The sequence below is a fragment of the Quadrisphaera sp. DVD1 genome (assembly GCF_058932755.1).
This window is the reverse complement of record NZ_JBZYWI010000063.1, coordinates 1-17399: the sequence shown is the minus strand read 5'-3', so window position 1 is coordinate 17399 and position 17399 is coordinate 1. Positions and strand designations below refer to the sequence as shown.

20 protein-coding genes and 3 tRNA genes are annotated in these 17399 nt (G+C 76.0%); 6 read left to right on the top strand and 17 right to left on the bottom strand.

Features of this window, described 5'->3' with window-relative positions:
- The 3 genes from AC5FZL_RS09165 to AC5FZL_RS09155 form a co-directional block, all read right to left on the bottom strand.
- The coding region (locus AC5FZL_RS09165; RefSeq protein WP_493618273.1) for a serine/threonine-protein kinase at positions 1–787 on the bottom strand (787 nt) is incomplete at its 3' end.
- Positions 788–806: 19 nt separating this feature from the next.
- Entirely contained in the window at positions 807–1139 is a 333-nt protein-coding gene (locus AC5FZL_RS09160) for a DUF8129 domain-containing protein (protein ID WP_493618272.1), read from the bottom strand.
- 68 nt (positions 1140–1207) lie between these two features.
- On the bottom strand, positions 1208–1660 hold the full coding sequence (locus AC5FZL_RS09155) for a hypothetical protein (RefSeq protein ID WP_493618271.1): 453 nt from the start codon (positions 1658–1660) through the stop codon (positions 1208–1210).
- 107 nt (positions 1661–1767) lie between these two features.
- Here AC5FZL_RS09155 and AC5FZL_RS09150 point away from each other — a divergent pair, with 107 nt between their 5' ends.
- Both AC5FZL_RS09150 and AC5FZL_RS09145 read left to right on the top strand, forming a co-directional pair.
- The gene (locus AC5FZL_RS09150) at positions 1768–2052 is read left to right on the top strand and encodes a DUF3140 domain-containing protein (RefSeq protein WP_493618275.1); all 285 of its coding nucleotides are present in this window, start codon (positions 1768–1770) and stop codon (positions 2050–2052) included.
- Positions 2049–3116 carry a DNA topoisomerase IB gene (locus AC5FZL_RS09145; RefSeq protein WP_493618270.1) on the top strand — a complete coding sequence of 356 codons (1068 nt, stop codon included), beginning with the start codon at positions 2049–2051 and terminating at the stop codon, positions 3114–3116. The genes AC5FZL_RS09150 and AC5FZL_RS09145 overlap by 4 nt, the downstream gene beginning before the upstream one ends.
- A 7-nt stretch (positions 3117–3123) precedes the next feature.
- Here AC5FZL_RS09145 and AC5FZL_RS09140 read toward each other — a convergent pair whose 3' ends face one another.
- Both AC5FZL_RS09140 and AC5FZL_RS09135 read right to left on the bottom strand, forming a co-directional pair.
- Positions 3124–3471, bottom strand: coding sequence for a metallopeptidase family protein (locus AC5FZL_RS09140; protein ID WP_493618274.1), 348 nt, complete (start codon positions 3469–3471; stop codon positions 3124–3126).
- Positions 3472–3549: 78 nt separating this feature from the next.
- Positions 3550–5838 (bottom strand): glycoside hydrolase family 3 C-terminal domain-containing protein, encoded by a 2289-nt coding sequence (locus AC5FZL_RS09135; RefSeq protein WP_493618269.1) that lies wholly within the window; start codon positions 5836–5838, stop codon positions 3550–3552.
- Positions 5839–6037: 199 nt separating this feature from the next.
- Between AC5FZL_RS09135 and AC5FZL_RS09130 the strand changes: the two genes are divergently transcribed.
- From AC5FZL_RS09130 to AC5FZL_RS09120, 3 genes are all read left to right on the top strand, one after another.
- Positions 6038–6110, top strand: a tRNA-Glu gene (locus tag AC5FZL_RS09130).
- A 53-nt stretch (positions 6111–6163) separates the two neighbouring features.
- Positions 6164–6237: transfer RNA gene (locus tag AC5FZL_RS09125), tRNA-Asp, on the top strand.
- A gap of 34 nt (positions 6238–6271) precedes the next feature.
- Positions 6272–6347 (top strand) — tRNA-Phe (locus AC5FZL_RS09120).
- A 93-nt stretch (positions 6348–6440) separates the two neighbouring features.
- On the opposite strand, the gene AC5FZL_RS09115 is transcribed toward AC5FZL_RS09120, so the two are convergent.
- Complete coding sequence (locus AC5FZL_RS09115) at positions 6441–6653, bottom strand: BldC family transcriptional regulator (RefSeq protein ID WP_493618268.1); 213 nt, start codon at positions 6651–6653, stop codon at positions 6441–6443.
- Positions 6654–7003: 350 nt separating this feature from the next.
- Between AC5FZL_RS09115 and AC5FZL_RS09110 the strand changes: the two genes are divergently transcribed.
- The gene (locus AC5FZL_RS09110) at positions 7004–7213 is read left to right on the top strand and encodes a DUF3073 domain-containing protein (protein ID WP_493618267.1); all 210 of its coding nucleotides are present in this window, start codon (positions 7004–7006) and stop codon (positions 7211–7213) included.
- A gap of 67 nt (positions 7214–7280) precedes the next feature.
- On the opposite strand, the gene purM is transcribed toward AC5FZL_RS09110, so the two are convergent.
- The 11 genes from purM to AC5FZL_RS09055 all read right to left on the bottom strand — a co-directional run.
- Positions 7281–8378 (bottom strand): phosphoribosylformylglycinamidine cyclo-ligase, encoded by a 1098-nt coding sequence (purM, locus tag AC5FZL_RS09105; RefSeq protein WP_493618266.1) that lies wholly within the window; start codon positions 8376–8378, stop codon positions 7281–7283.
- Positions 8375–9901 carry an amidophosphoribosyltransferase gene (gene purF, locus AC5FZL_RS09100; RefSeq protein ID WP_493618265.1) on the bottom strand — a complete coding sequence of 509 codons (1527 nt, stop codon included), beginning with the start codon at positions 9899–9901 and terminating at the stop codon, positions 8375–8377. Before purF ends, purM begins: the two co-directional genes overlap by 4 nt.
- Before the next feature lie 21 nt (positions 9902–9922).
- Positions 9923–10234 (bottom strand): hypothetical protein, encoded by a 312-nt coding sequence (locus AC5FZL_RS09095; protein WP_493618264.1) that lies wholly within the window; start codon positions 10232–10234, stop codon positions 9923–9925.
- Positions 10231–10608 (bottom strand): sterol carrier family protein, encoded by a 378-nt coding sequence (locus AC5FZL_RS09090; RefSeq protein ID WP_493618263.1) that lies wholly within the window; start codon positions 10606–10608, stop codon positions 10231–10233. Before AC5FZL_RS09090 ends, AC5FZL_RS09095 begins: the two co-directional genes overlap by 4 nt.
- Positions 10609–10745: 137 nt before the next feature.
- Positions 10746–13091: a phosphoribosylformylglycinamidine synthase subunit PurL gene (gene purL, locus AC5FZL_RS09085; protein ID WP_493618262.1), complete on the bottom strand. Its 2346-nt coding sequence runs from the start codon at positions 13089–13091 to the stop codon at positions 10746–10748.
- Positions 13088–13630, bottom strand: a complete 543-nt coding sequence (locus AC5FZL_RS09080; protein WP_493618261.1) for a SigE family RNA polymerase sigma factor — start codon at positions 13628–13630, stop codon at positions 13088–13090. The genes purL and AC5FZL_RS09080 overlap by 4 nt, the downstream gene beginning before the upstream one ends.
- The gene (locus AC5FZL_RS09075) at positions 13627–14574 is read right to left on the bottom strand and encodes a hypothetical protein (protein WP_493618260.1); all 948 of its coding nucleotides are present in this window, start codon (positions 14572–14574) and stop codon (positions 13627–13629) included. The genes AC5FZL_RS09080 and AC5FZL_RS09075 overlap by 4 nt, the downstream gene beginning before the upstream one ends.
- 36 nt (positions 14575–14610) lie before the next feature.
- Positions 14611–15342 (bottom strand): phosphoribosylformylglycinamidine synthase subunit PurQ, encoded by a 732-nt coding sequence (gene purQ / locus AC5FZL_RS09070; RefSeq protein ID WP_493618259.1) that lies wholly within the window; start codon positions 15340–15342, stop codon positions 14611–14613.
- Positions 15342–15629, bottom strand: a complete 288-nt coding sequence (locus AC5FZL_RS09065) for a phosphoribosylformylglycinamidine synthase subunit PurS (RefSeq protein WP_493618258.1) — start codon at positions 15627–15629, stop codon at positions 15342–15344. The genes purQ and AC5FZL_RS09065 overlap by 1 nt, the downstream gene beginning before the upstream one ends.
- A gap of 9 nt (positions 15630–15638) precedes the next feature.
- Positions 15639–16481 (bottom strand): ABC transporter ATP-binding protein, encoded by an 843-nt coding sequence (locus AC5FZL_RS09060; RefSeq protein WP_493618257.1) that lies wholly within the window; start codon positions 16479–16481, stop codon positions 15639–15641.
- The coding region (locus AC5FZL_RS09055; RefSeq protein WP_493618256.1) for a FecCD family ABC transporter permease at positions 16478–17399 on the bottom strand (922 nt) is incomplete at its 5' end. The genes AC5FZL_RS09055 and AC5FZL_RS09060, both read right to left, overlap by 4 nt.

Genomic DNA, 17399 nt, shown 5'->3' with positions numbered 1-17399 from the left:
CCTGCGCGGACGTCAGGCGCTCGGCCGGGTCCTTGCGCAGCAGGCCCTCGATCACCGGCGCCAGGCCCCCGGCGTGCGGGGCCGGCGGCACGTCGTCGGCGACGACGGCGGTGAGCGTGGCCAGCGGCCCCGGCCCCTCGAACGGCGGGTGGCCCTCCACGGCCGCGTACAGCAGGGCGCCCACGCCCCACAGGTCCGAGGCCGCGCTGGCCTGGCCACCGCGGGCCCGCTCCGGCGCCAGGTACGCCGGGGAGCCCAGGACGACGCCGACCTCGGTGATCGACGTCTCCCCCGGTGCCTGCGCGATGCCGAAGTCGGCCAGCACGACCCGCCGGCCCGGCCCCCACATGACGTTGCCCGGCTTGACGTCGCGGTGCAGCACGCCGGCCTCGTGGGCCGCGTCCAGGCCGTCGAGCACGGCCAGCCCGATCCCCGCCGCGGCCTCCACGGACAGCGGGCCGTCCTCGGCCAGCACGTCCGCGAGGGTGCGCGGGGGGAGGCGCTCCATGACGATCCACGTGCGCTCGCCCTCCTCGACGACGTCGTAGACCGTCATCACCGAGGGAGAGGCCACGGCGGCCGCCGCGCGGGCCTCGCGGCGGGTGCGCTCGAGCAGCACCTCGCGGTCGGCGCTGGTCAGCCCGGCCGGCGGGAGCACCTCCTTGACGGCGACGTCGCGGCGCAGCAGCTCGTCCCGGCCCGCCCACACGGTGCCCATGCCCCCGCTGCCCAGGTGGCCGGTCAGCCGGTACCGGCCGGCCACGAGGGGCTGCTCTGCTCCGGACACGGACACGGTCGTGGCTGGCTCAGGTCTCCTGGACCGGGTTGGTCGGGTCGCCCTGCGACGGCGGGTTGAGCTTCGGGCCCGCCGTGGCCGGGTTCACCACCGAGCCCCCGGCAGGCGCGGGCGGCGACTGGGGGTTGACGGCGTTCGGGTCGCCGCCGGACGGCTGCGACCCGGCGGCGAGCTGCTCCAGGCGCGCGCTCAGCACCTGCACCACCGGAGCGCGGTCGCCGTGCTCCTGCTCGAACGCGAGGAGCGCCTCGACCTGCGGGGCCTCGAGGCTGCGGATGCGGGTGGTGAGGTCGCCCAGGGGCAGGTGGTCGAAGTCCGGGATCGGGAGGTCGCTGCTGTCCATGCGCGGGCCCTACCCCGCGGGGCCGAGGGGATGCCTGCCGCGGCCCAGCGCGGGACCGGCCCCCCGGATCAGGCCCGGCGCAGCAGCAGCACGAGGAGGCCGGTGAGCGCGGCGGCGACCGCGAGCTCCTGCGGCATGCGGCGCGGGGACTCGTTCTGGACGCGCTTGTGGAAGGCGTCGAAGCGCGCCGGGTAGGGCGAGGCGCCGAAGAACAGCTCGGAGGGCTTGTCGAGGTCCGGGGCAGCGGCGCCGGCCATGCCCGCCAGCACGGCCGGGCGGAGCGAGCGCGGAGCCAGCACGACCGCGCCGGCCATGGCGGCCAGGCCCACCAGCCCGTCGGGCACCGCCACGCGCAGCGGCAGGTCCGGCCCCTCCGAGCCCCAGTGCCGCACCCGGTCGAGGGCGAAGTGGGAGGCGAACCCGAGCGCGAACGCCGCCACCGGGCGCCGGGAGAGCGGCCCCGCGGCCGCCAGCACCGCCCCGGACAGGACGTGGTTGGTCACCAGCACGGGTGACAGCATGCCGCCTCGGCGTGCGCGCGCCGACCCCCCACCGCACCATCGGAGGCGTGAGCGAGCGCGCGCAGGGCCTGGACGAGGTCTGGGACGACTGGCGGTCGGCGGTGACCATGACGGCGTCCGAGCTCGAGCGCTGGCTGGAGACCGAGGAGTCGCGGTCGGTGGGGCAGAAGGACGCCGGCGGCGGGGAGTCCACCGGCCACGAGTCCGGCCGGCGGATCGTCGGGATCCTGCGGGCGAAGAAGGACGACCTCACCGACGACGACGTCGCGCACATGCGCACGGTCGTGGGGTACGTGCACCGCCACCTCGCCCAGCGCCCCTCGGGGGACGTCACCGAGACGAGGTGGCGCTACTCGCTGATGAACTGGGGCCACGACCCCCTCGCCGAGTGACCACGACGACCGCTGCGGCGCGTCGGCTGCGCACCGTCTCCCCGCACGCGCCCGGCTGGACCCGCCGCCGCTCCGGCCGCGGGTTCAGCTACCTCGACGCCGCCGGGAACCGGCTGGACCCCGACCAGGTGGCCCGCGTCAAGGCCCTGGTGATCCCGCCGGCCTGGCGCGAGGTGTGGATCTGCCCCGCGCCGAACGGCCACATCCAGGCCGTCGGCACCGACGACGCCGGACGCCGCCAGTACCTCTACCACCCGCAGTGGCGCGAGGAGCGCGACCGCGCCAAGCACGACCGGGTGCTCGACGTCGCGGAGCGGCTCCCCGCGGCCCGCGAGGTCGTGGCGGAGCACATCGCCCTGCCCGGCATGCCCCGCGAGCGCGCCCTCGCCACGGCGTTCCGCCTGCTGGACCTCGGGTTCTTCCGGATCGGCGGCGAGGGCTACGTCGAGAGCGGCGGCAGCTACGGCCTCGCCACCCTCGAGAAGCAGCACGTGCGCCTCGACGGGCCGCTCGTGGTCTTCGACTACATCGCCAAGCACGGCAAGGAGCGGCTGCTCACCCTGCGGGACGAGGCCGTCCACGAGGCCGTCGGCGTCATGCTGCGCCGGCGCGGCGGGGACGACGACCTGCTCGCCTACCGCGACGGCGGGCAGTGGGTGGACGTCACGAGCACCGACATCAACGGCTACGTCAAGGACGTCGTGGGCGGCGACGTGTCGGCCAAGGACTTCCGCACCTGGCACGCCACCGTGCTGGCCGCCGTGGCCCTGGCCGTCTCCACCCACGCCGCCGAGAGCCCCACCGCCCGCAAGCGGGCCATCGCGCGGGCGATGAAGGAGGTCTCGGACTACCTCGGCAACACCCCGACGGTGGCCCGCGCCTCCTACGTCGACCCGCGGGTCATCGACCTGTTCGAGGACGGCACGACGATCGAGCCGGCCCTGACCGAGCTCGGCGCCGAGGCCTCCTTCGGGGAGCCGGCCACGCACGGCGCGGTCGAGCGCGCCGTCCTGGACCTGCTGCGCTCCCCCGCGGACAGCCGCCGGCGGGCCCACCGGCGCTGAGGACGCGCTAGTCCCAGCCCAGCTCGTGCAGGCGGTCGTCGTCGATGCCGAAGTGGTGGGCCACCTCGTGCACGACCGTGACGGCCACCTCCTCGACGACCTCCTCGCGGGTGGCGCAGGCGCGCAGCGTCGGACCGCGGAAGACCGTGATCCGGTCCGGCAGCGAGCCCGCCGCCCACCAGGAGTCCCGCTCGGTCAGCGGGGTGCCCTCGTAGAGGCCGAGCAGGTCGCCGTCCTCGCCGGGCGGGGGCTCCGCCTCGACGAGGACGACGACGTTGGACATCACCCGGGCCAGCTCCTCGGGCAGCAGGTCCAGGCCGTCGGCGACGGCGTCCTCGAACTCCTGCTCCGACATCTCCGCCACGCCGCCATGGTGCCCGGTGCGAGCCGGGCACCGACGGACGGCGTCAGGAGGTGGCGTCAGGAGGTGGCGTCAGGAGGTGGCGGCACCGTTCGCCTGCGCGGCCAGCGCCTCGAGGTCGCCCTCGGCCACCGGGAAGCCGGGGAACCGGGTCAGGCGCACCAGGGGGATCGCGCGCATCATCTGCCCGTGCTGGGGGTCGTCGAGCATCGCCGCCGCGCCACCGCCGTCGGCGGCCAGCAGCTCGCGCAGGCGGGGGCCGGCCACCGGGTGGGACAGCCACCGCTCCGCCTCGGAGTCCGGCGACAGCGGCAGGACGATCTCGTCGCCCTCGACCTCGACCGCGGCGACCAGCCGCACGTCGCGCGAGGAGGCGCCGACGCGGACCTCGAAGGTGCCGCCCTCGACCACCCAGCGCCCCAGGCCGGAGTGCCAGTAGCTGAGGTCGCGGCCGGTCAGCGCCAGGGACACCCGGGTGGACTCCCCCGGCGCGAGCTCGACCTTGGCGAAGGCCTTGAGCTCCTGCTCGGGCCGGAAGACCGACGCCCGGGGGTCGGCGACGTAGACCTGCACGACCTCCGCGCCCGCGCGGTCGCCGGTGTTCGTCACGGTCACCTCGACCGCGACGCTCGCCCCGGAGCCCGCGCCCGCCGCCGCCGCGGTGAGGTCGGAGTAGCCGAACGAGGTGTAGGTCAGCCCGTGGCCGAAGGGGTGGCTGACGGCCATCCTCCGGCTGTCGTACCAGCGGTAGCCGATGAGCAGGCCCTCGCCGTAGCGCACGACGCCGTTCTCGCCGGGGAAGTTCCCGTGCGCGGGGGTGTCCTCGAGCCGGAGCGGCGCCGTCTCGGCCAGCCGGCCGGACGGGGAGGCCGCGCCCAGCAGCAGGTCAGCGGTGGCCGACCCACCGGCCTGGCCCAGCAGCCAGCCCTCCAGGAGCGCCGGCACCCGGGACTGCCAGGGGTCCAGCGTCACGACGGAGCCGTTGGACAGCACGACGACGACGGCCGGGTTCGCGTCGACGACCGCGTCCAGCAGCGCGAGCTGGGCCGCCGGGAGGTCCATGTGCGCGCGGTCGTAGCCCTCGGACTCGTACGACGGCGGCAGGCCCAGGAACAGGACGACGACCTCCGCGGCCCGGGCCGCCTCGACCGCCTCGGCCACCAGCGCGCCGTCGGCCTCCTCGGAGTCCACGACGAAGCCCGGGGCGAAGACGACCTCGCGGGAGGTCCCGGCCCGCAGCGCGGTGAGGGCGTCGTCGAGCTGGGTCGGGTTCACCTGCGAGCTGCCGGCGCCCTGGTAGCGCGGCGTGCGGGCGAACTCGCCGATCACGGCGATGGCACCGCCCGCCCGCGGGTCCAGCGGCAGCAGCCCGCCGTCGTTCTTGAGCAGGACCACGCTCTCCAGCGCCGCCTGGTGGGCGAGCGCGTGGTGCGCCGCGGCGTCGTAGGACTGCCCGGGCGCCAGCGCGGGCAGCGCGCGCTGCAGCAGCTCCAGGACCCGGGTGACGGCCAGGTCCAGGTCCGCCTCGGCCAGGCGGCCCGAGCGGACGGCGTCCACGACCTTCGCCGCGCCGGCGCCGCTGGAGGAGGGCATCTCCAGGTCGAGCCCGGCGGCCAGGGCGGCCGGGCGCTCGTCGACCGCGCCCCAGTCCGACACCACGAGGCCCTCGAAGCCCCAGTCCCCGCGCAGGACGTCGGTGAGCAGCCAGCGGTCCTGGGAGGCGTACACGCCGTTGATGCGGTTGTAGGAGCACATCACCGTCCACGGCTGCGAGCGGGTGACGACCCGCTCGAACGCCGGCAGGTAGATCTCCCGCAGGGTGCGCTCGTCGACCTCGGCGGAGATGCTCATCCGCTCGGTCTCCTGGTTGTTCGCCGCGAAGTGCTTCAGCGAGGTGCCCACGCCCTCGGACTGCACGCCCGCGACCATCGACGCCGCGAGCTCGCCGGCCAGCACGGGGTCCTCGGAGAAGTACTCGAAGTTGCGGCCGCACAGCGGGGTGCGCTTCATGTTGACGCCCGGCCCGAGCAGGACGGCGACCTGCTCGGCGCGGCACTCGCGGCCCAGGGCGGCCCCGACGCGCTCCAGCAGCTGCGGGTTCCACGTCGAGGCCAGGCCGGCCGCGGGCGGGAAGCAGGTGGCGGGCACGCTGTTGGCGATCCCGAGGTGGTCGGCGCTCTCGGCCTGCTTGCGCAGCCCGTGCGGGCCGTCGGTGACCATGACCGCGGGGATCCCCAGGCGCTCGACGCCCTGGGTGTTCCAGAAGTCGGAGCCGTCCACCAGGGACGCCTTCTCCTCCAGGGTCAGCCCGGCCAGCAGGGCCGGGACGTCGAGGGCGGGCTGGGAGGTGGAGTCGGTCATGATCGTCCCTTCCGGACGCGAGCTCAGCGGACGGCCGTGGCGTCCATGGTGCTCGGTGCGCCGTGCGGGTGGCGCCGTCGCCCCTGAGCGCCGACCCCGTCCCGCACCCCCGTCCCGAACCCCCGCGCGGACCCGCTATGCTCGTGCCCGTCCTCGACGGTCCGACGTCCCGGGACCGCTCGGCACCGGGGGCGTCAACGCCCTCATCGTCTAGCGGCCTAGGACACCGCCCTTTCAAGGCGGCAGCGCGGGTTCGAATCCCGTTGGGGGTACGCAGCACCAGTTCCACCGCAGTACGGTCTTGCGAGGGCTCCGGCCCTCTCCAGGCCCCGTAGCGCAGTTGGTTAGCGCGCCGCCCTGTCACGGCGGAGGTCGCGGGTTCAAGTCCCGTCGGGGTCGCTCCACGTGTTCCGCCCGAGCCGCGCGCTCGAGCGGCCAGGTAGCTCAGCTGGCAGAGCGTCCGACTGAAAATCGGAAGGTCGGCGGTTCGATCCCGCCCCTGGCCACCAGCACCACCGCGACCCGCAGCACCAGAGCAGCAGAAGAGCCGCTGACCGACGTCGGTCAGCGGCTCTTCGCGCGTGCGGGGGCGGGACGGGCGCTCAGTCCTCGGCGCCGCGCGGCGCGGGGATGCCGGTCAGCAGGGCGCGGACCTCGGTCTCGCGGTAGCGGCGGTGGCCGCCGAGCGTCCGGATGGACGTGAGCTTGCCGGCCTTGGCCCAGCGCGTCACGGTCTTGGGGTCCACGCGGAAGAGCGCAGCGACCTCGGCGGGCGTCAGCAGCGTCTCGGCCTGGGGTGCCTGGATCGTCGTCATGGCTCTCCTCCTGGGCGCCCGGCCCCACCCACCTGGTGGTGCTCGGACGTCGTCGTCCGTGAATTGTCCGTTGTCGGCGTTGTGCCCCGCCATAGTCCGAGTGGGTCATTCGCCGCAATGGTCACGGACCACCCCGGAGGGGCGGCTCCGGGCGCGGGAGGGCCAGGAGTGACCACCCGGGGCGCTGCGCGGGGCCCTCAGGACCGGACGGGTGACGCGCGGGCACCCCGCTGCCGCGGCACGGGTGCTGGATGCTCCGGCGAGGCTGTACTGTGGTGGACCTGGAGAGCCGACAGCTCCGGGGCCGCTGACAAGCCTGCCCCGGCCCGACGCAAGAGGGGGTCGACGCCATGGGGCGCGGCCGTCAGAAGGCCAAGCAGACCAAGGTCGCGCGGGAGCTGAAGTACTTCAGTCCCGCGACCGACCTGACTGCACTGGAGCGCGAACTCGGCGCGGGTGGTGATCCGTTCTTGCCACGTCATGTCGAGCCGGAGCCGACCGCGGCGCTGGACGCTGACGAGGACGACCCGTACGACGACTGGTCCCGCCGCTCAGGCTGAGGCACGTCGTCCTGCGGCAGCAGGACCGAGCACCGAGGTTCCGACGACTGGTCGGCTCCTCCCCCGTTCAGGCGGGGTGGGAGCCGACCAGTCGCACGCCACCCCCCTGGACGCCCTTGGCGCCGCGCACGGTGCCGTCGTCCGCGGTGGGGTCGCCCCCGGCGAGCACCTCGCCGGCCACCCACGACGGCACGCCCGAGGCGGCCAGCGACGCCAGCGCCGCCTCCACGCCCTCGGGAGCGACGACCGCGACCATCCCGACGCCCTGGTTGAGCGTCCGCTCGACGTCCTCCGCGGGCACCCGGCCCAGCCCGGCGACGAGCGAGAACACCGGCGGCGGGGTCCAGGACGCGCGGTCCAGGACGGCGTCCAGGTGCGGGGGCAGCACGCGGGCGAGGTTGGCGGCCAGGCCGCCGCCGGTGACGTGGGAGAACGCGTGGACGCCGCAGCGCGGGTCGCGCGCCAGCGCCAGGCACGGGCGGGTGTAGAGCCGCGTCGGCTCCAGCAGCTCCTCCCCCAGGGTGCGCCCCAGCTCGGGCACCTGCCGCTCCAGGCCCCACCCGGCGTCCGCCAGCACGCGGCGCACGAGGGAGTAGCCGTTGGAGTGCAGCCCCGAGGCGGCCAGGGCCAGCACGACGTCGCCGGCGCGCACCCGCTCGGGGCCCAGGACGGCGTCCGCCTCGACCACGCCGGTGGCCGCGCCGGCCACGTCGTACTCGTGCGGGCCCAGCAGCCCCGGGTGCTCGGCGGTCTCGCCGCCGACGAGGGCCGCGCCGACCTCGGCACACGCCCGGGCGATGCCGCCGACGATCGCCGCGACGCGCTCGGGCACCACGCGGCCGCAGGCGATGTAGTCGGTCATGAAGAGCGGCTCGGCGCCGCAGACCACGAGGTCGTCGACGACCATGGCCACGAGGTCCTGGCCGATGGTGTCGTGGACGTCGAGGGCCTGGGCGATGGCCACCTTGGTGCCGACCCCGTCGGTGCTGGAGGCCAGCAGCGGGCGCCGGTAGGAGGTCAGGGCGCTCGCGTCGTAGAGGCCCGCGAAGCCCCCGATGCCGCCGAGCACCTGCGGCCCGTGCGTGGCGGCGACCGCGGCCCGCATGAGGGCGACGGCGCGGTCGCCGGCCTCGACGTCGACGCCCGCGGAGGCGTAGGTGGTCATCGGGCGGCCACCGCGGAGTCCGTGGCGCCGGGGGCGTCGAGCTCGAGCTCGGCCTGCTCCCCCTCCTCCGGGCGGCCGTGGCCCAGGAGGCGGACGTCGTCCGGCAGGCCGGCCGGGTAGCTGCCGCTGAAGCAGGCGGTGCACAGCCGCTCGCGGGGCTGCTCGGTGGCCTCGACCATGGCCTCCATGGAGATGTGGCCCAGGCTGTCGGCGCCGATGCTCGCGCGGACCTCCTCGACCGCCAGCCCGGAGGCCACGAGCTCGGCCCGGCTGGCGAAGTCGATGCCGTAGAAGCACGGCCACTGCACCGGCGGGGAGGAGATCCGCACGTGCACCTCGGCGGCGCCGGCCTCGCGCAGCATCCGCACGAGCGCGCGCTGGGTGTTGCCGCGCACGATCGAGTCGTCGACGACGACGAGGCGCTTGCCCGCGATCATGTGGCGCAGCGGGTTGAGCTTGAGGCGGATGCCCAGCTGCCGGATCGTCTGGTTGGGCTGGATGAAGGTGCGGCCCACGTAGGAGTTCTTCACCACGCCCTGGCCGAACGGGATGCCCGAGGCGGCGGCGTAGCCGACCGCGGCGGGCGTCCCGGACTCGGGCACCGGCATGACGAGGTCGGCCTCGACCGGGTGCTCGGCGGCCAGGCGCCGGCCCATCTCCACGCGGGCCTCGTGCACCGAGCGGCCGGCGATCGTCGTGTCCGGGCGGGCGAGGTAGACGTACTCGAAGACGCACCCGTTGGGGGTGGCCTCGGCGAAGCGCGCCTTGCGCAGGCCGTCGGCGTCGATGGTGACCATCTCGCCGGGCTCGACCTCGCGGACGAAGCTCGCGCCGACGATGTCCAGGGCCGCGGTCTCGCTCGCCACCACCCAGCCGCGCTCCAGGCGGCCGACGACCAGCGGGCGGACGCCGTGCGGGTCGCGGGCGGCGTAGAGCGTGTGCTCGTCCATCCAGACGAGGCTGAAGGCGCCCCGCAGGCGGGGCAGCACCTCCATGGCGGTGGCCTCGAGGGTGTGGTCGGGGTCGCCGGCCAGCAGCGCGGTGATCAGCGCGGTGTCGGTGGTGTTGCCGTGGGCGATCTCGGCGCGCGCGGCCTCGCCGTGGCGCTCGCGCACCAGGCGGCGCAGCTCGTGGGTGTTGGTGAGGTTGCCGTTGTGCGCCAGGGCCACGGTGCCGCCCGCGGTCGCCCCGAGCGTGGGCTGGGCGTTCTCCCACCGGCTCGCGCCGGTCGTGGAGTAGCGGGTGTGCCCGACGGCGATGTCGCCGCGGAGCCCGGCCAGCGAGGCCTCGTCGAAGACCTGGGAGACGAGTCCCATGTCCTTGTAGACGAGGATCTGCTGCCCGTTGCTCGCAGCGATGCCGGCGGACTCCTGCCCGCGGTGCTGCAGGGCGTAGAGCCCGAAGTAGGTGAGGCGCGCGACGTCCTCGCCGGGGGCCCAGATCCCGAAGACGCCGCAAGCGTCCTGGGGAGCCTTCTCACCGGGGAGGAGGTCGTGGCTGAGTCGTCCGTCTGCGCGGGCCACGCCCCCATGGTGGCACAGCTCTCAGCGCGCGCGGTTCCTGCGGTCGATGACGAACCCGATGACCGCCGCGACGGTCCCGGCGACCAGGGCGCCCGCCGCCCCGAGCAGGACGGCGAGGTAGCCGAGCACCGCGGCGCGGCCGTAGTCGCCCTCCGGCCGCGCGAAGGTCAGCACGACGGCGAGCAGGACGCCGAGCGCGGCGCCCACGACCAGGAAGGCGGCGTAGCGGGGCTCGCGGTGGGTCCGCCGGCCCACCAGCCGGGGCTCCTCGGGGCCGGAGGAGCCGCCGGGCCCGTTCGCGCGGTCGGGGCCGTCGGGCGTCGCGGAGCTCACCCGCTGACGGTACCGGCGAGCGGCAGCCAGGCCGACAGGTCCGCCCGCTGGCCGCTGGCGCGCACCCGACCGCCCGCGAGCGCGTCCGCCCAGCTCAGGTCGCCCGTGACGAGGGCCAGCCAGGTCGCGGCGTCGGTCTCCACGACGTTCGGCGGCGTCCCGCGGGTGTGCCGGGGGCCGGGCACGCACTGCACGACCCCGAACGGGGCGACCCGCACCTCCACGGTGTGGCCCGGAGCGCGGTCGGCGAGGTCCTCGAGGGTCGCCCTCACGGCCGTGGACGTGGTCGGCCGGTCGGCCCCGGCGGGGTCGGCGCGCCAGCGGGCGAGCGCGGCGCGGCCGGCCTCGGGGTCGGTGCGGCGTCGGGCGGGCACCGCACCAGGGTGCCACTGCGCCGGTGGGCGGGATCACGCCCACCCTCCGTGCGCACGGGGCGCCCCTGTGCCCACCAGACGGGCACGGGGCCGCCCCGTGCCCGCCTGAGCGGGCACGGGGCCACCCCGCAGCAGCCTCAGGCGGGCACGGCGCTGTCGAGCGAGCCGGCGAACGCGCGGGGCAGCGTGCCCTGGTGGGCCTCACGGGCCTCGGCCAGCGGCAGGGTGAACAGCCCCTGGACGTCGAGGGCGGCGTCCTCACCGGTGCCGTCCGCCACGCCGATCCGCAGGTGCGGGACGCCGCGGGCGGTGCACATGTCGGTGAAGCGCACCTCCTCGCTGCGGGGCACGGAGACGAGGACGCGGCCGGTGGACTCGGAGAAGAGCGCCGTGGCGGCGTCCACGCCGTCGCGGTCGCACAGCGCGTCCAGCCACACCCGGGCGCCGACGCCGAAGCGCAGGCACGCCTCGACGAGCGCCTGCGCGAGGCCGCCCTCGGACAGGTCGTGAGCGGCGTCCGCGAGGCCGTCGCGGGAGGCGTTGACCATCACCGAGGCGAGCGTCTTCTCGGCCTGGAGGTCGAGCGCCGGGGGCAGCCCGCCGAGGTGGTCGTGCACGACCGCGGCCCACTCCGACCCGGACAGCTCGGTGCGGGTGGTGCCGAGCAGGTAGAGGTTCTGGCCCTCCTCGCGCCACCCGGACGGCGTGCGGCGGGCGACGTCGTCGAGCACGCCGAGGACGCCGACGACCGGCGTCGGGTGGATCGGCTCGCTGCCGGTCTGGTTGTAGAAGCTCACGTTGCCGCCGGTCACGGGCACCCCGAGCTCGGCGCAGGCGTCGGCCAGGCCGGTGACGGCCTCCGAGAACTGCCACATCACGCCCGGGTCCTCGGGGGAGCCGAAGTTCAGGCAGTCCGTGACCGCCAGCGGCGTCGCGCCCGCGGTGGCGACGTTGCGGTAGGACTCGGCGAGCGCGAGGCGGGCGCCGGCGCGCGGGTCGAGGTGGGAGTAGCGGCCGTTGGCGTCCAGCGAGAGGGCGACGCCCAGGCCGGTGGACTCGTCGACGCGGACCACGCCGGCGTCGTCGGGCGTGGCCAGGGCGGTGTTGCCCAGCACGTAACGGTCGTACTGGTCGGTCACCCAGGCGCGGCTGCACAGGTTCGGCGACGCCAGCAGGGCGAGCACCTGGGAGCGCAGCTCCTCCCCCGACGTCGGCCGGGGCAGCGCCTCGGCGGGGTCGTCGTTGAGCACGTCGAGGTCCGCGGGGCGGGCCAGGGGGCGCTGGTAGACCGGCCCCTCGTGGGCCACGGTGCGCGGCGGCACGTCGACGATCGTCTGGTCGTGCCAGGTGATCTGCAGGCGGCCGGTCTCGGTGACCTCGCCGACGACCGTGGCCTCGACGTCCCACCTGGTGGTGATGGCCATGAAGGCGTCCAGGTCGGCGGGGCGGACGACGGCCATCATCCGCTCCTGCGACTCGCTCATCAGCACCTCCTCCGGGCGCAGGGAGGGGTCGCGCAGCGGCACGGCGTCCAGGCGCACCGCCATGCCGCCGTCGCCGGCGCTGGCCAGCTCGGCGGTGGCGCAGGACAGGCCCGCGCCGCCGAGGTCCTGGATGCCCTCGACCACGCCGGCGCGGAAGAGCTCGAGGCTGCACTCGATGAGCAGCTTCTCGGCGAACGGGTCGCCCACCTGCACGGCCGGGCGCTTGCTCGGGCCGCCCTCGCCGGGCGCGCCGTCGAAGGTCTGGCTGCCGAGGATGCTGACCCCGCCGATGCCGTCGCCGCCGGTGCGGGCGCCGAAGAGCACGACGAGGTTGCCCGCGCCGGTCGCGTTGGCGAGGTGGATGTCCTCGTGGCGCATCACGCCCACGCACAGCGCGTTGACCAGCGGGTTGCCCTGGTAGACCGAGTCGAAGACGACCTCGCCGCCGATGTTCGGCAGGCCCAGGCAGTTGCCGTAGCCGCCGACGCCGGCCACGACGCCGGGCACCACGCGAGCGGTGTCGGGGTGGTCCAGGGCGCCGAACCGCAGGGAGTCCATGACCGCGACCGGGCGGGCGCCCATCGCGAGGATGTCGCGCACGATGCCGCCGACGCCGGTGGCCGCGCCCTGGTGGGGCTCGACGTAGCTCGGGTGGTTGTGGCTCTCGACCTTGAAGGTCACCGCCCAGCCGTCGCCGATGTCGACCACCCCGGCGTTCTCGCCGATCCCGACCAGCAGCGAGGTGCGCATCGCCTCGGTGGTCTTCTCCCCGAACTGGCGCAGGTGCACCTTGGAGGACTTGTAGGAGCAGTGCTCGCTCCACATGACCGAGTACATCGCCAGCTCGGAGGCGGTGGGCCGCCGCCCGAGGATGTCGCGGATGCGGGCGAACTCCTCCTCGCGCAGGCCCAGCTCGCGGTGGGGCAGGGCGTGGTCGGGGGTCGCGGTGGCGTGCTCGACGGTGTCGACGGCGGCCTGCCGGGTGCTGACGGCGCTCACACCTCCAGGCTACCGACGGCGGACCCCTCCAGCAGACCAGCGCGGCGCAGGGCCACCAGCCCGCGCGAGGCGCTGCTGCGCACGGTCGGCTGCGCCATGTCGAGCAGCGCGGCGATCTCGTGGTCGGGCAGGCCCTCGTAGTAGCGCAGGACGAGCACGGCGCGGTGCCGCGGCGGCAGCCGGCGCAGGGCCGAGAGCAGCGCGTCGCGCTCGTCGACGGCCGCCGTCGCGTCCGGGACGGCGCCCTCCGGCAGGTCGTCGGCGTCGGTGGGCCGCTCGCGGCGGGCCCCGCGGCGCCACCAGGACATCGCGGCGTTGACGAGCATCCGGTTCACGTAGGCGGCGGGGTCGCCCGCGGCGCTGACCCGGTCCCACTTCGCCAGGGCGCGGGCGAGGACGTCCTGCACGAGGTCCTCGGCGTCGGCGTCGGTGCGCACCAGGCCGCGGGCCATGGACAGCAGCGGCCCGCTGCGCGCGGCCACGAGCTCCTCGAACCCGGGGGCGTCGCGGACCCGGGGGCCGGAGAGGAGCCCGCTCACCGCTGGCCCGCCCGCTGAGCGGCCGCGCGGGCGAGCTCGCTGACGGCCGTCGCGGCCGCCGTCCGGTCAGCGGCCGTGACGTCCACCGTGAGGGACACCGCCGCGCTGCCCTCGACCGTGACCACCCGCACCCGCCACTGCCCGGGCACGAGCTCGGCGGTGGCGAAGAGGTCCTCGCCCGCCCCTTCGCCGCTGCCGGGCACCTCCAGGAGCGTGTACGGGCCGCTCTCCTCCGCCGCCGCGGTGCACGGCTCGGCCGTGGCCGCGACCGCCATCAGGTACGCGCGGGCCCCCGCCGCGTCGTCCCAGCGCCGCACCTCCTCGCGGACGGTGTCCGGGCCCGCGGCGTCCGCCCCCGGGGCCAGCGCGTCGGCCCACGTCCCGGACCAGGCGCCGGCGGGCTGGGGCACGCCGTCCAGCGCCTGGTCCACGCAGAGCCCGCCGACGACCGGCGGAGGCGGCTCGACGGCGATCGCCATGATCGGTCCCGGCTCCTCGACGACCTCTGCACCGGGGACCACCTGGCGCACCAGGTCCAGGGTGAGCATGACAGCGGCGGTCTCGTCGTCGGGGGGGCCTGCGGTGGGAGTGGTCGGGGCCGGGACCGCGGCGGTCGGGACGTCACCGGGGTCGGCCGTCGGAGCGACGACCGACGGGGCGGCGGTGGGCGCGCCGAGGCCCGCGGGCGGCTGCGCCAGGGGCTCCGAGGGCAAGAGGCCGGGCACGACCGCCAGCGCCGCGGCCACCACGGCTGCGGTGCCGAGCGACCCGGCGGCGAGGCGCCGGCGGTGGCGCCGGGTGGCTCGCGCCTGCACCGCCGCCAGGGTCGTGCAGGTGACCGGGTCCGGCCGGCCCGGCCCTCCGTCCAGGGCGCGCCGGAAGGCCGCCGCCACGGGATCGTCCTCACCGCGGCGGGCGGTGAGGTCGTGGACGTCGTCGCTCATGCCCCTACGACGCCCCGGCGGGCGCCGCTGTTGCAGTCAGGCGCGCACGAGCGCGGACAGCACCGAGGTGAAGAACCCCAGGCCGTCCGTGCCGTCGCCGCTGGCGCCGCCGGACTCCGGCCCGTAGCCGGGCTCGGTCGCGTGCTCGGGGTGCGGCATGAGGCCGACGACGTTGCCGCGGGCGTTGGCGATCCCGGCGATCCCGCGCAGGGAGCCGTTCGGGTCGGCGCCGAGGTAGCGGGCGACGACGCGGCCCTCGCCCTCGAGCTCGTCGAGCACGTCCTCCTCGGCCACGAAGCCGCCCTCGCCGTTCTTGAGCGGCACGACGATCTCCTGGCCCTCGGTGAAGTCCGAGGTCCAGGCCGTCGACGCGCTCTCGACCCGCAGGCGCTGGTCGCGGCAGACGAAGGTGCGGGAGGAGTTGCGGCGCAGGGCGCCGGGCAGCAGGTGCGCCTCGCAGAGCACCTGGAACCCGTTGCAGATCCCGAGGACCGGGAGCCCGCCCTCGGCGGCGCGCGCGACCTCGCCCATCACCGGCGCGAACCGGGCGATCGCCCCGGCGCGCAGGTAGTCGCCGTAGGAGAACCCGCCGGGCAGCACCACGGCGTCCACCCCGTGCAGGTCGGCGTCGGCGTGCCACAGCGCCACCGCCTCGCCCCCGGCGCGGGTGACGGCGCGGGCGGCGTCCCGGTCGTCGAGGGTGCCGGGGAAGGTGACGACGCCGATCCGGGCGCCGGTGCCGCGGAGGTCCGGCTGGAGGTCGGCCATCAGTACCGCACCTCCGCCTGGCTGGTCCACTGGCTCTCGTCGTCGGCGTCGGCGACCCGCACGACGTCCTCGATCACCGGGTTCGACAGCAGCGTGTGCGCCGCGCGCTGCGCCTGGGCGAGCACCTCCGGCGTGACCTCGCCGCTGACCTCGAGCTCGAACCGCTTGCCCTGGCGCACGCCGGTGAAGGCGCCGAGCCCCAGGCGCGGCAGCGCGGCGGCGACCGCCTGCCCCTGCGGGTCGAGGATCTCCGGCTTGGGCATGACGTCGACGATGATCCGTCCCATGGGACAAGCCTAGGCCGTTCGGCGGGCCCGAGCGGCCGGCACGACGAGCGGCGTCCCGGTCTCGGGGTCGGGCACCACGCGGCAGCGCAGCCCGAACACCGCCTCGACCAGCTCGGCGGTGACCACCTCGGCCGGCGGGCCCTGCGCCACGACGGCGCCCTCGCGCATCGCCACGAGGTGCGTCGCGTAGCGGGCTGCGTGGTTGAGGTCGTGCAGGACGGCGACCAGGGTGCGCCCGCCGGCGTCGTGCAGGTCGGCGAGCAGGTCCATCACCTCGACCTGGTGGGCGATGTCGAGGTAGGTGGTCGGCTCGTCGAGCAGGAGCAGCGGGGTCTGCTGGGCCAGGGCCATCGCCAGCCACACGCGCTGGCGCTGGCCCCCGGAGAGCTCCTCGACGTCGCGGCCCGCGAGCTCGGCGGTTCCGGTGGCGGCCATCGCCTCGGCGACGGCGGCCTCGTCGGCGGCGCTCCAGCGCCCGAGCAGGCCCTGGTGGGGGTAGCGGCCGCGGCCGACGAGGTCGACGACGGTCATCCCCTCCGGCGCGGTCGGCCCCTGCGGCAGCAGCCCGAGGCGGCGCGCGACCTCCTTGGCCGGCAGGGAGGAGACCTCCGCGCCGTCGAGGAGGACGCTGCCCGCGCGCGGGCGCAGCATCCGGGCCAGGCCGCGCAGCAGCGTGGACTTCCCGCAGGCGTTGGGCCCGACGAGGACGGTGAAGGAGCCGTCCGGGACGACCAGGTCGAGACCGGCGAGCACCGGCCGCTCGCCGTAGCCCAGGCTCAGCCCGCGCGCCTGCAGCCGGTCGCTCGCCTCCACCCGCCCAGCCTGCCCCTCCACCGCGACGACCTCGCTCACGACGCCCTCCACCTCCACTCGCGGGCCAGGAGCCACGCGAGGTAGCCCCCACCCAGGACTCCGGTCACCACGCCGACGGGCACCTGCACCGGGCCCAGGAGGTGCTGGGCGACGTGGTCGGCGCCCAGCAGCAGCACCGCCCCGGTCAGCGCGGCCAGCACCGGGTGCGGGCCGGGCGTGCGCACCAGCCGGGCGGCCACCTGCGGGGCGGCGAGGGCCACGAAGGCCACCGGCCCGGCGGCGGCCACGGCCAGGGCGGCCAGCACCGTGCCCACGGCCACGACGAGCAGCTGGGTGCGCTGCACCCGCACCCCGAGCCCCACCGCGGCGTCGTCGCCCATGCTCATCAGCGACAGCGGCCGGGCGAGCAGGCAGGCGGCCGGCAGCAGGAGCACCAGGGCCAGGCCCAGCGGCACCGTCTGCGGCCAGCCGCGGCCGTTGAGGCTGCCGGTGAGCCAGACCACGGCCGACGTGGCGTCCTGCACCGACGCCCTCACGAGCAGCCAGGTGACCAGCGCGGTCGCGAGGGCGGCCACCGCGACGCCGACGAGCACCAGCCGGTACCCGGCCACGCCGCGCCCCGACCGCCAGGCCAGGCCGTACACGGCCACGGCGGTGACCAGGGCGCCGACCACGGCGGCGGCCGGCACCCCCCAGCCGTCGGCCCCGCCGAGCACCAGGCCGGCGACCGCACCGGCCGATGCGCCGGCGGTGAAGCCCACGACGTCCGGGCTGCCGAGGGGGTTGCGCGTCACGGCCTGGAACAGGCTCCCGCTGACGGCGAGCGCCGCCCCCACCCCGATCGCCACGACGACCCGCGGCAGGCGCAGCTGGAGCACCACGAGGTCGCTGGCCCCGGTGCCGGCGCCGACGAGGGAGGCGAGCACGTCGCGGGCGGGCAGCGGGAAGTCGCCGGAG

Bases quoted from the DNA above. Each gene is read 5' to 3' on its own strand.
- AC5FZL_RS09065 (WP_493618258.1), bottom strand. From the start codon at position 15,629: ATGGGACGGATCATCGTCGACGTCATGCCCAAGCCGGAGATCCTCGAC.
- AC5FZL_RS09135 (WP_493618269.1), bottom strand. From the start codon at position 5,838: ATGACCGACTCCACCTCCCAGCCCGCCCTCGACGTCCCGGCCCTGCTG.
- AC5FZL_RS09115 (WP_493618268.1), bottom strand. From the start codon at position 6,653: ATGACGACGATCCAGGCACCCCAGGCCGAGACGCTGCTGACGCCCGCC.
- AC5FZL_RS09150 (WP_493618275.1), top strand. From the start codon at position 1,768: ATGACGGCGTCCGAGCTCGAGCGCTGGCTGGAGACCGAGGAGTCGCGG.
- purM (WP_493618266.1), bottom strand. From the start codon at position 8,378: ATGACCACCTACGCCTCCGCGGGCGTCGACGTCGAGGCCGGCGACCGC.
- purQ (WP_493618259.1), bottom strand. From the start codon at position 15,342: ATGGCCGACCTCCAGCCGGACCTCCGCGGCACCGGCGCCCGGATCGGC.
- AC5FZL_RS09110 (WP_493618267.1), top strand. From the start codon at position 7,004: ATGGGGCGCGGCCGTCAGAAGGCCAAGCAGACCAAGGTCGCGCGGGAG.
- AC5FZL_RS09075 (WP_493618260.1), bottom strand. From the start codon at position 14,574: ATGAGCGACGACGTCCACGACCTCACCGCCCGCCGCGGTGAGGACGAT.
- AC5FZL_RS09140 (WP_493618274.1), bottom strand. From the start codon at position 3,471: ATGTCGGAGCAGGAGTTCGAGGACGCCGTCGCCGACGGCCTGGACCTG.
- AC5FZL_RS09160 (WP_493618272.1), bottom strand. From the start codon at position 1,139: ATGGACAGCAGCGACCTCCCGATCCCGGACTTCGACCACCTGCCCCTG.
- AC5FZL_RS09155 (WP_493618271.1), bottom strand. From the start codon at position 1,660: ATGCTGTCACCCGTGCTGGTGACCAACCACGTCCTGTCCGGGGCGGTG.